The organism is Peptostreptococcus anaerobius 653-L, from assembly GCF_000178095.1.
Taxonomy (GTDB): domain Bacteria; phylum Bacillota; class Clostridia; order Peptostreptococcales; family Peptostreptococcaceae; genus Peptostreptococcus; species Peptostreptococcus anaerobius.
Window position 1 is genome coordinate 82029 of record NZ_ADJN01000057.1, and the last position, 11466, is coordinate 93494.

General features: G+C 32.1%; 10 protein-coding genes and 1 pseudogene. 4 read left to right on the forward strand and 7 right to left on the reverse strand.

Annotated elements, in window-relative coordinates:
- Nucleotides 1-38: 38 nt before the first annotated feature.
- The 3 genes from HMPREF0631_RS06920 to galT all read right to left on the reverse strand — a co-directional run bounded on the left by HMPREF0631_RS06920 (nucleotide 39) and on the right by galT (nucleotide 4056).
- On the reverse strand, nucleotides 39-473 hold the full coding sequence (locus HMPREF0631_RS06920; protein WP_050774526.1) for a MarR family transcriptional regulator: 435 nt from the start codon (nucleotides 471-473) through the stop codon (nucleotides 39-41).
- 439 nt (nucleotides 474-912) lie between these two features.
- Entirely contained in the window at nucleotides 913-2814 is a 1902-nt protein-coding gene (locus HMPREF0631_RS06925) for a type I glutamate--ammonia ligase (protein WP_002844093.1), read from the reverse strand.
- A 291-nt stretch (nucleotides 2815-3105) separates the two neighbouring features.
- On the reverse strand, nucleotides 3106-4056 hold the full coding sequence (gene galT / locus HMPREF0631_RS06930; RefSeq protein ID WP_002844107.1) for a galactose-1-phosphate uridylyltransferase: 951 nt from the start codon (nucleotides 4054-4056) through the stop codon (nucleotides 3106-3108).
- A 393-nt stretch (nucleotides 4057-4449) separates the two neighbouring features.
- Between galT and HMPREF0631_RS06935 the strand changes: the two genes are divergently transcribed.
- Nucleotides 4450-5649: a pyridoxal phosphate-dependent aminotransferase gene (locus HMPREF0631_RS06935; protein ID WP_002844089.1), complete on the forward strand. Its 1200-nt coding sequence runs from the start codon at nucleotides 4450-4452 to the stop codon at nucleotides 5647-5649.
- Nucleotides 5650-5892: 243 nt separating this feature from the next.
- Here the strand turns inward: HMPREF0631_RS06935 and HMPREF0631_RS06940 are convergent, their stop codons facing one another.
- The 3 genes from HMPREF0631_RS06940 to HMPREF0631_RS10385 are packed head-to-tail and all read right to left on the reverse strand — an operon-like array spanning nucleotide 5893 to nucleotide 7113.
- A complete protein-coding gene (locus tag HMPREF0631_RS06940; protein WP_002844027.1) occupies nucleotides 5893-6561 on the reverse strand; it encodes a hypothetical protein in 669 nt (222 codons plus the stop codon).
- 52 nt (nucleotides 6562-6613) lie between these two features.
- Nucleotides 6614-6922 carry a hypothetical protein gene (locus HMPREF0631_RS10220; protein ID WP_002844038.1) on the reverse strand — a complete coding sequence of 103 codons (309 nt, stop codon included), beginning with the start codon at nucleotides 6920-6922 and terminating at the stop codon, nucleotides 6614-6616.
- Nucleotides 6923-6924: 2 nt separating this feature from the next.
- Nucleotides 6925-7113 carry a helix-turn-helix domain-containing protein gene (locus HMPREF0631_RS10385; protein WP_002844100.1) on the reverse strand — a complete coding sequence of 63 codons (189 nt, stop codon included), beginning with the start codon at nucleotides 7111-7113 and terminating at the stop codon, nucleotides 6925-6927.
- A 351-nt stretch (nucleotides 7114-7464) separates the two neighbouring features.
- On the opposite strand from HMPREF0631_RS10385, the pseudogene HMPREF0631_RS06950 reads away from it, so the two are divergent.
- From HMPREF0631_RS06950 to HMPREF0631_RS10465, 3 genes and pseudogenes are all read left to right on the forward strand, one after another.
- A pseudogene (locus HMPREF0631_RS06950) lies at nucleotides 7465-9223 on the forward strand (IS1634 family transposase).
- Between the two features lie 330 nt (nucleotides 9224-9553).
- On the forward strand, nucleotides 9554-10132 hold the full coding sequence (locus tag HMPREF0631_RS09580; RefSeq protein WP_002844049.1) for a transposase: 579 nt from the start codon (nucleotides 9554-9556) through the stop codon (nucleotides 10130-10132).
- A gap of 19 nt (nucleotides 10133-10151) precedes the next feature.
- On the forward strand, nucleotides 10152-10406 hold the full coding sequence (locus HMPREF0631_RS10465) for a transposase (protein ID WP_080547802.1): 255 nt from the start codon (nucleotides 10152-10154) through the stop codon (nucleotides 10404-10406).
- Nucleotides 10407-10449: 43 nt separating this feature from the next.
- Here the strand turns inward: HMPREF0631_RS10465 and HMPREF0631_RS06965 are convergent, their stop codons facing one another.
- Nucleotides 10450-10902, reverse strand: a complete 453-nt coding sequence (locus HMPREF0631_RS06965) for a MarR family winged helix-turn-helix transcriptional regulator (RefSeq protein ID WP_002844044.1) — start codon at nucleotides 10900-10902, stop codon at nucleotides 10450-10452.
- Between the last annotated feature and the right edge of the window lie 564 nt (nucleotides 10903-11466).

Consider the following 11466-nt stretch of genomic DNA (forward strand, 5'->3'; position numbering starts at 1 on the left):
AACAAGTTTTGATCTCCTTTTTAAAATTCATATTCAAGCTAATCTTTTACTAGCCAGTATCCATTTTTGTTAGAACCTACTCTTTCTAAATAATCGTTGTCTCTAAGATATTTTATGTGTTTCTGTACAGCAGTCCTTGTAACACCAAGTATAGCTGAGAGTTGTTTTTGAGTTATGTTAGGGTTATTTCTCATTTCATATAAAATCCTTATTCTTTTATCACTTAGCTCTTTGCTATCAATATATTTACCATTTTTCCTAGCATCAGTTTTCCTGATTTTACTTTCACTCACTTCAGTTTTATCTATCCAATTAAAAGGTATATTTACTACAATAGAATTTTCTCTAAAATCAAATACATCTTTACCATATACGCTAATAACCTTTGGAACACCTCTACCGGAACGTTCACTTATGTGCAATTGTAAAAATATATCTGATAATTTCTGATTTATTGATAACTTTATTGACAACTTTATTGACAACTTTATTGACAACTTTATTAATAAAGTTACGATAAAATTTTTAATTAGTTCTCTATAAGCATAACTTGTCTATATATTTTCATATAATTTAACAAAGCTGTTTCTCTCTAATTCCAAGTATTATAGCATATATAACTTTAAAAAACAACTATCTATATTATTCTTTTAATATTTAGTTCACTACCTATTTTAATGATAACCTTTTTGATAACCTTTTTGATAACCTTTTTGATAACCGAATATAGGATCTGTTCACTGCCTTTTTAGTCCTATTTTAACTTGGAATATAGAAACCACAATATCACCAAATACCACCTTCTACCAAAAAGAGCGTTGACCACATAAAAATGCAATCAACGCTCTATATATTATTTATACAATATATTATTTATACAATTTATTACATACTTAATTCTATGCTAACTTATTAAAACACATTCTTCCTATAGTTAACATAGCACTGCTGTACTTCTTCCATCTTGACCTTGGCTATCTGCTGTAGTCTTGATGCCTCTTCATAGTCTCCCATCTCTAGAGATTCCTTGATTCTTCCATATATTGAAAGCTCGTTTAGGGTATTCTTCATCAGTTCATGCTTGATCTGATCAATTGAATCCCACATCACTTCATCTATAGCATCCATAGAATCTGAAGTGTGTAGCTTCTTGAATGTCCTAAGCAGTCTTATGTTCCTATCTATAATTCTAGTAGAAAGCTTCTTCTTCCACTTGTCCAACGATCCAAGCTTGAATGACTCTATTATAGCATCAGTGAATACATCTCCATCTGTCAAGGCCTTCTTCTTTTCAACATTTTCATCTAGGTACTTCATAGCCTCGTATACAGTAGCTGGTGGCATACCGAACAATCTATTTCTCTCAACTAGAGAATACACCTCGAATACGTCATTTTCGTCCCTGTAGGCTCTTCCCTCTTCAAGGTAGAATCCCTTGTCCTGAGGCTGCTTAGATATTTCCTTTTCAAGCTCCTTAGTATCAAACTTCTTGTTGTCTGCAACTGCCCTGATACCGTCTAACATAGTCTGGTAGCAACCAGCTATAGTAAGGTACTTGTTAGATAGTGGGTTTGGAGACCTAAGTTCAAACCTAAGTGACTTGTCTGAATTGACATCTCTTATCAGACCAACGAGTACCGACCTATTTCTTGATGGCACTTCATAAGAATGACCAAGTGATGTAACTGTACATACTGGAGCCTCAAAACCAGCAACCAACCTGTTAAAAGCGTCATTAGTATTAGTAACTATAGGACCTAGAACCTCATAGTTCTTTAGCATACCCATCAATGAACCATAACCTATAGGGCTAAGGTAGTCTTCCCTCATATTCTTAGGGGCAAACATATTTACCATCTTACCATTCTTTAATTTTGCACCTACGCTGACATGGACATGGGCACCAGAACCTGCAACACCATGGATTGGCTTGGCCTTAAAGCTCACTTCAAGTCCGTGTGATTCAAATATATCATCTACAATATCCCTTACAAACAACTCATTGTCAGCTGCCTGTAGAGGTGTAGAGAACTTCCAAGATATCTCCAACTGCTCCATAGCGTGGTTAGTAGTACCAGTATTGTTGATTGAAGAATGGATACCACCGACTTCCTTGTGCGCCATTTCAGGCTCAATACCATACTTTTCAAGCTCTATTAGACACTCTTCTAGGCAAGTCCTAATCACTCCCCTAGTTCTCTTCCAATACTGCTCCTTTAGAGACTGAGATACAAATAGTTTCTCAAGGTCTGCCTTGTCCTCTGGTGTGTTGACCCAGAATTCCAATTCAGTAGCAGCTGTCAAAGATATACTTTCTATATCATCAACGCTATCAATGTTCGTGTTTTCTATTATCTGTGGATTATCCTTAATTAGTTTTTCTATAGCCTGAGTAAAGTGTTTTTCGGCTTTTAGCAAGGTACCTCTAGAGCAAACTATCTTGTTGTCATGCACTAGAAATGCTGGTATTCTCACTGTACCAACAGGAAGTCCCGTCTCAGGATCTATAAACTCCTTGTTGTAATCAACATACCAAGTTCTCTCAGTGTCAGGCTTAAGGTCAACCTTGGCATTGTTCAGAGTTGCTATGTTATGTAGCTCAACTGAAGAACCATCAGTCTGTATAGAACCCTTCAAGAATGAGTCTATGTCATCTAAAAATAGGCTCACAGGTATCTTTTCATCAGTGGCATTACCACCTATGTCTACACCCATCAACGAAACAAACTTTACATTTGGATTTGCTCCTAATATTTCCTTCAACTTTTCAGCTGAAAGGTATTCACTCTTTATATAATACAATAACTTTGACATATGTACCCCCTGTTACACTAGATAAATAATAATTTGTGTATATTTTTTCAATTAGGCAAATTAATATTCGTATTTTTTATTTTAATATTATATATCATTTACCTTATTTTTACAAGAGTTACTATATATTTTTTTACAATAAAGTATGTAATTTTTTACAACTTATTAGTATTGTATTCCTTAGTCAAATCTAACCTTTCTAACCAAGTTCTTCTTCCTAATCAAATCTAAACTCTCTAACCAAGTTCTTCTTCCTAATCAAATCTAAACTCTCTAATCAAGTTCTTCTTCCTAATCAAATCTCAATTCACTTGCAAGCTCCTCAGGATCCACTCCACAAACAAAAAGGTCTGTACTGAGTTCAAATCCTCCAAAATTATACTTCCTAGGTATTATGTGTATATGGTTCCTAAATATAGGCCTATAATCCCTATCAAGCGGGTAATTATGGACTAACATATTAAAAGATATCTCACCATGATAGGCAAACCACTTTGAGAATACCCCTTCAAGCATATAGGCAAGGTCCTCAATATGCTCATCGTCCCAGTCAGATATTGCCAAGTCCGTCTTTTGGATTATCCTTATCTCACCACTGTACCTACAAGCATAAGGTACATAGGCAATAAAAAATTTAGAGTCCTTTATGATCCTAGTCCTGTTTTTTTGCTCTTCATCAATTATATACTCATACAAGTTTTCATCAACTTCCTCATAGAAGTCCTCAGCCACTCTAATCTCCTTTTCAAGTTCAGGAGGTATTATATTCATAGATATAATCTGAGAATGAGGGTGATCTAGGGATGCCCCTGAATTACTACCAGAGTTCTTGAAAATATTGACATATGCTATACCCTCGACCTCTTTTAGGTCACGAGTCCTCATCTTGTACATATTAAGGACATTTTCAAAGTCTCCCCTATCCATATTAAAATAGTTGGCATTGTGTTTGTCAGACTCCACAACAACCTCGTGCTGACCAAATATTTCATCAGTGGACATATCCAATATAGGGAACTTGTTAAACACAGATCTAGCCTTCCACTCACCATTAACTATAATTTCATACAAGGATTCTCCACATATATGTTCATTACCCTTACAAAAAGGACAAGTCTCTGAGTAGGATTCTTTTTCTACCATCGGTGGTACTTTCTTTTTATTATCGTGTGGTCTTTTGTTTCTAAAGCTTGAATATATAACCAAGCTACCTGTCATCGAGTCTATTCTTATATCTTTCATACAACACCTCTATTTCTTATTTACACTTATCTCACATATATTATACTACATATGGTATATTTTGACTATAAATGAGGTATCTAAACTACCCTACTAATATAAAGTTAAGTTTGTTGTAAATATTATCAGACTTGCATGGTATTTTTAAGTATATATCAACTATTACATTATAATACATCGTATTGGTCTTATCCAACATTACATTACTTTATTTTTTTATGTGATTATTGTTAATTTTTAAATATATGAAAAATCCATTTATTTTTGTGGGTATATATGATATATTAATTAAAAGAGGTAAAAACGTTTTTATTTTTTACTTACTGAATTAATTCAAATTTTCTAAATTGGATTAAATCTAATAACATTATATATAATACGGAGGTATTCACAATGAGATTTTCTACAAGAGTTGGTTCTATGCAGGCTTCACCAGTAAGAAAGCTTGTACCATTTGCAACAGCAGCTAAGAAGCAGGGAGTAAAGGTTTACCACTTAAACATAGGTCAGCCAGACATCAAGACTCCAGAAGGTTTCATGAAGGCAGTTAAGGCATTCGATGAAAAGGTTCTTGCATATGCTGATTCAGTTGGTTCAGAAGAACTAGTTCAGGCTATGATAGACTACTACAAGGGATATGACATGACTTTCGAAAAGGGTGAAATCCTAATCACAAACGGTGGTTCTGAAGCACTTCTATTCGCTCTTATGACACTTTGTAGCGCTGGAGAAAACGTAGTTATACCTGAACCATTCTACACTAACTACAATGGATTTGCTACTTCTGTAGACGTTAGCATTAGACCTATAACAACTAAGGCAGAAAATGGATTCCACCTTCCATCTAAGGAAGAAGTATTAAAGTCAATAGATGACAAGACTAGAGCAATCATATTATCAAACCCAGGTAACCCTACTGGTGCAGTATACACAGTAGAAGAAATGCATATGCTAGCAGAAGTAGCTATAGAAAAAGACCTATGGATAGTATCTGACGAAGTATATAGAGAATTTACATATGATGGACTAAAGTATACAAGCTTTGGTAACATCAAGGAAGTTGAAGACAGAGTAATAATAGTAGACTCAGTATCCAAGAGATACTCAGCTTGTGGAGCTAGAATCGGTTCACTAGCATCTAAGAACAAAGAATTCATAGCACAGGTATTAAAGCTTTGTCAGGGAAGACTTTGCGTACCTACTCTAGAAATGGTTGGAGCTGCTGAACTATACAAGACTCCAAAGTCATACCTAGAAGAAGTAAACAAGGAATACTGCAAGAGAAGAGATACTCTATATGATGCATTAATGGAAATACCAGGAGTAATCTGCAAGAAGCCTACAGGAGCATTCTATATGCAGGTTAAGCTTCCAGTAGAAAACGCCGAAGATTTCGTTATCTATATGTTAAACGAATTCAGACACAATGGAGCAACTACAATGGCTACTCCAGCTGAAAACTTCTACGCTACTCCAGGACTAGGAAGAGACGAAGTAAGACTTGCTTACATCCTAAACTGTGACGATCTAAAGGCAGCAGCAGAATGCATGAAGTTAGGTCTAGAAGCTTACAAGGCAGCAGGAAACAAATAATAAATATTAATTAAGTAGGACTAAACCGTAAGTATAATCTTCATCAAATAGGGGAAGGCATTCCAGTAACATGAAAATGAATGCCTTCCCCCCTATTTTTATGTGTACTGGCTTTTGCTTTTATTTAGAATAATAGCGCTGACAGTAACATCAACACTCTTAGCCTTACGACTTTGAAAGCATTTTTGTTACCATCAACGCTATATATTATAGAACCATAATAATGAACTAAATAATAAATTCTTAGCTAAATTCTTTTGCATAGAAAAGTTTTACTTGTCTTAAGTCATATATTAATTCAGTATATTTATTATAATCACGATAAAATAAATCCTTTATGATAGGTGCAAAAGTAAATATGAGTGAAAAAATTAGTAAAATTAAGATTATTTCTAATGCAGCCATATTAATTATATCGGTTAGAGTAGCTGCTTCACTAATTTTCTTTGATATAGATACGACAATAGGAATAATGATAGAACCTAATGTTTTAAAAGACTTTTTGAATTGTGACAAGAAATCACATTCGGCTTGTGCATATTTTGCTTCCGTGATTAGCATATCAAGGGAATCTACATTTTCTATGTTAATCTTATATTTTTTTAAAACTTCAATGGTCATGTCCATTCGCTCTTTAGAATAAGGAATGTAGTAATTTTCAAGCATGTAACTAAGAGTACTCTTTTTAGAGTCAATTATAGCAAAAATTATAAGCGAAATTAAGCTTAATGCTATTGGGGTAAATGAAAATATATTTTGTATAAAAATATACAAAATTCCACTGATGATAATTCCGATAAGAAAAATTACAATTGTAATTTTTCTGTAAAGTGGAAGTTCAGTAAATGGAATGGTACTTTCGATACCTTTTAAACCAATTTTGTAGCTGATAAATAAATCACTAAATCTCATATATGTACCTCTCGTTTATTTGCAGTGTAATATTTTGTATCAAAATTAAAAATTATAGAAGATTATTTTCTTTCAAGTATTCAATTCTCTTTTTTAGAATTTCATCTCTTGAAAGTTCCTCAAACTCTTTCTTTGTTAGTGGGAGAGAATAATAATCTACAGACTTATTTTTCATAGAATCAAATTGTTCTTTTGTAATAGAGTAAGACTCCAAGTCGAACAGATTGTTTGATAATTCTTTTAAAATATTGCAAACATCTGCATTAAACAGATGTTCTTTGTCATTGCCATAGAACACAAGCTCAACATTCCATTTATTTCCATCGGTTTCAATGTCATTATTAGGGAATTTATCTTCCACAATTATTTCAAATACGATTTCTTTTTCATTGACAGTTCATACATGAATAAAACAAAATCTCTCATACTTGAAAGACTTAAAGTATAGTCACTTCTTCCGGCAAGCCAATCTAAAGATACTTTGCATTTATCGGCAATATCTATCAATACATCTATTATGGGATTGTTTTTACCATTTTCATAAGCAGACATTGACGGTTGAGGTATCCCTAAAAATTCTGCAAACTCCTTTTGAGTTTTTTATTTATAGAACGAAGATATTTCAATCGTTTCGATACAGTTTTATTATTCATATTATAATCTTCTATATTTATTATATCAAATTGTATACTAAAAATAAAGAGAAATTCTGATAATAATTAGAAATAACTATTAACTTGAGTTACATAAATTAGTATACTGATATATATCGCGGAAGTTTGACACTTTTTAACTCTTAAAATCGCTAAAAGCATTGATAATGCTTTTTTTGTCAAATTTTGAATTTTTGTATTGCGTAATATCTCGTAATGTGTTATAATATAAGTATTTGGAGGTATCGGCATGAGATTAAAAGTATCAAAATCAAAAAATTCAGCTTCTTTCTATGTAATAAAATCAGTTTATAACCCTAAGACGAAGTCTAACACTTCAGTTGTTGTCGAAAGACTTGGTACTGAGAAAAAATTAAGAGAAGAACTTGGTGAAAATATAGATCCATATGAATGGGCAAAAGAGTACGTTGAAAAACTAAATGAAGAAGAGAAAAGACAAAATAGAACTGTTTTAATACCATACAAGCAATCTAAAACTATTACTAAAAATCAAAAAAGGCTCTTCAATGGTGGTTATCTATTCTTGCAATCACTATACAATTCATTGGGTTTAAAAAAGATTTGTGATGATATATCTAATGAGTTTGGTTTTAAATACGATTTAAACTCTATATTATCTAGGTTAATATATGGAAGGATCATTTACCCTTCTTCAAAGTTAAATACATTCGAAGAATCAAAAAAAGTTTTTAGAACAACCTAATTTTGATCTTCATCAAATATATAGAGCACTTGATAAAATTGCTAAAAAGAATGATTTTATACAATCAGAAGTATATAAAAACAGTAAAAAAATATCTACTAGAAATGATAGTATACTTTTTTATGATTGTACTAATTTCTTTTTCGAGTGCGAAGAAGAATCTGGAATAAGAAAATACGGACCTTCTAAGGAACATAGACCCAACCCTATAGTACAGATGGGACTTTTTATGGATGGTAGTGGAATACCTTTAGCATTCTCTTTACAATCGGGTAATACCAATGAACAAAAGACTATGATACCACTTGAAAAAAATATTATAAAAGACTTTGAACATTCAAGTTTTATAGTGTGTACTGATGCTGGCTTATCCTCTAAGGAAAATAAGATGTTCAATAGCCTTGCAAATAGGTCATATATAACAACACTTTCAACTAAAAAAATTAAAAAACATCTACTTGACTGGTGTTTAGATCCAAATGGTTGGCATTTGAGTGGTTCTAAAAAGATCTATAACTTAGATGAGATACAATCTAGTGACGAAAATATAGATAAGTATAAGGGATGCACTTTTTATAAAGAAAGATGGGTCAATGAAAATGGTTTTGAAGAAAAATATGTCATAACATTTTCTTTGAAATACAAGTTATACCAAAGAAAAATAAGAAATAGACAGATTGAAAAGGCTCATAAACTTGTGAATACAAGCCCTTCAGCGATCAAAAAATCCAGAGCTAACGATTATAAACGATTCAATAAAAAAAGCAGCTATACACCTGACGGTGAGTTGGCTGAGTTTGAAAACTATTTTATAGATGAAAAAGTTATCTTTGACGAGTCTATGCACGACGGTTTTTACTTATCTTCTACAAACTTAGACGAAGATGGAGAAAAAATTGCTGCTATAAACCATTCGAGATGGGAAATAGAAGAATGTTTTAGAATAATGAAATCTGATTTTGAATCAAGACCTGTTTTTCTACAAAGAGATGACAGAATACAGGCTCATTTTATAACTTGCTTCTTGTCATTAATTATAATGAGGCTATTGGAGCAAAAACTAGATTATAAATATGCTATTTGTGACATATTGGATACTCTAAGAAACATGAATTTCTTACATGCCTCTTCTGAGGGATACATACCAGTGTATGAAAGAACAGATATTACAGATAATCTGCATGAAGCATTTGGTTTTAGGACAGACTATGAGATTATAAGTGACAAAAATATGAAAAAAATTTTCAAAGAAACAACCAAAAAGAAAAAAGTACGCGAAATTTAAACACTTAAAAAAAGCCGGAGGTATTGTGATTACTAGCCTAGCCGGCTTTTACATTGTAAAAAGTGTCAAAGATGGGATTATAGCAAAAATGACTAAAATTTACGATAGAAACATAGAATTTGATCAAGATTGCTTCAAAAACGAGACTATTAGAGGAATTGAACATACAGTCATTAAAGGCAAATTGACGTATATACCTGACTCTTGTGAGCATTGTAGTGGATAAAATGCTGAAAATGTGTCCTTAAAACACATAGCATCTACATATAGCATGTCAACTGCAACAGTTCAGAGAGTTCTAAGGTCCAATGTTTTCAAGGTAAATAAACAATGCTACCAGAGGTACTTGGAATAAATGAATTTAAATCACTGAAATCTGTCGATTCAAATATGAGCGTAATCCTATGTGATATCCAAACTGGAGATATCATCGATATTGTCCCTGATAGACGTAAAAGGTACTTAAGAGAATACTTTGAAAGCTTTTCTAAGGAGGCTAGGAGCATGGTGAAATACATAACCACAGATATGTATCAAACATATATAGGCCTTGGAATTGACCTATTTCCAAATGCTCAAATAGTCATTGATAAATTTCATGTAGTTCAATTATTTACTAGATGCATGCAAAAATTGAGGATAGATGTTATGAAGAACTTTAACACAAGATCAACGAATAACAAGAAGCTTAAAAAGTACTGGAAGGTTCTTTTAAAGAAGAACTTTAATCTAAACGGAGTTAAATTTTACAAGTATGTACACTACAAAAAATGGACTAATACAAAAGAAATTTTAATAGACTTACTTAGCCTGTCTGATAGGCTATCAGTTGGTCACAGCCTATATCAAGAGTTTCTATACACCATACATAACAGAGATATCGATGGTTTAGAGACCTTTTTTAGATAGATATTTAAATCAGGATTCTATTCCACCAAAATTTGAGACTGCCATTAACACGCTATATGGTTACAAGGATGCTATCGTAAATTCTCTAGAAACAGGTTATACGAATGCTGTTGTCGAAAGTAACAACAATCTAATTAAATCGATGAAGAAGACCGCATTCGGCTTTAGAAGCTTCCAGAATATGAGATTAAGAGTACTATTAAGGAAAAAGATTCACATAAAGAAAAAAGACAACATCAAGGATATTATATGTATCCAAGATGCTGTCGCATAAATTTCGGATTTTACTCATCAACGCTAGTTGACAAAGAACCAAACTATTTAGCCGAGATGCTTTCAGTTATGTTGATGATGTTTTCCATCGATGCAACCATACTGCTCATCTTGTCCATTCCTATGTTCCCCATCTTTTGTTCCAATGACCCCTTTAGGTAAGTCATGAAATTGTCTGACAATAGATCGCCAGCTTCAGTCATAACTATTATGTACCTACGTCTGTCTTTCTTGTCATTTACCCTCTCAACATATCCTTTTTCAACTAGGTCGTCAATCATAGTTGTCAAACTTCCCTTTTCAATATTTAACATATTGCAAAGTTCTGTCATATTGATTGCTCCATAGTTTTTGATGAATGTCAAGGCTCTCAGCTGCGTCTTATTAACATTCTTATCCGATATGAACTTTTTGATATCTTCTAGGTAAAAATCGTTAAATAGTTTAGGTAGTGACTTAACCAAGAATGATATTGTAGTTTCGATACTATTTTGCATTTTTTATTTCCCTCCGTTTCCATATACCTCTATAGTATAATAAATATTAAAACAAATTTCAAGAATTTCAACCTATTTTTTGGGTAAAAGAACAAAAAATCTACTAAATTAGTTATCTTAAAAAGATATTTAATAATTCTCAATAAAAAATTAATTAATCCCAAAGCAAATTTTTATATTTTCTTATTAATTGTTTTAGTTTTTCGTTTTTTTGTCTCTAGATAGGCAAGTATTCTACGATAGATGAAATATGTCTATTAACAAACTCGGGACAAAATTCATCCTACACTCACATATTACTATCTAAAGCTTAACTAATGTTTAACTAACATTATATATCTAACATAATTTGAAATAAAATTTACAAAAGATTTAAATTGTGTTAATTTTAGACTCAATTGTACTATTTTCAGTATATTGTCTACATATCAAAAACACATATATAACTAATGCAATATAATTCATTATATTATATATCTTTCCAAATTTATATCCTATAATCATGTTTAGACCTATTCTATTAAGGAAATTTTTACATAAATTTAACTTATTAATAGTCCTGGT

Coding starts and splice junctions, on each gene's coding strand:
- HMPREF0631_RS06965 (WP_002844044.1), bottom strand. CDS start 10,902: ATGCAAAATAGTATCGAAACTACAATATCATTCTTGGTTAAGTCACTA.
- HMPREF0631_RS10385 (WP_002844100.1), bottom strand. CDS start 7,113: ATGTCTGCTTATGAAAATGGTAAAAACAATCCCATAATAGATGTATTG.
- HMPREF0631_RS06925 (WP_002844093.1), bottom strand. CDS start 2,814: ATGTCAAAGTTATTGTATTATATAAAGAGTGAATACCTTTCAGCTGAA.
- HMPREF0631_RS06935 (WP_002844089.1), top strand. CDS start 4,450: ATGAGATTTTCTACAAGAGTTGGTTCTATGCAGGCTTCACCAGTAAGA.
- HMPREF0631_RS09580 (WP_002844049.1), top strand. CDS start 9,554: ATGCTACCAGAGGTACTTGGAATAAATGAATTTAAATCACTGAAATCT.
- galT (WP_002844107.1), bottom strand. CDS start 4,056: ATGAAAGATATAAGAATAGACTCGATGACAGGTAGCTTGGTTATATAT.
- HMPREF0631_RS06940 (WP_002844027.1), bottom strand. CDS start 6,561: ATGAGATTTAGTGATTTATTTATCAGCTACAAAATTGGTTTAAAAGGT.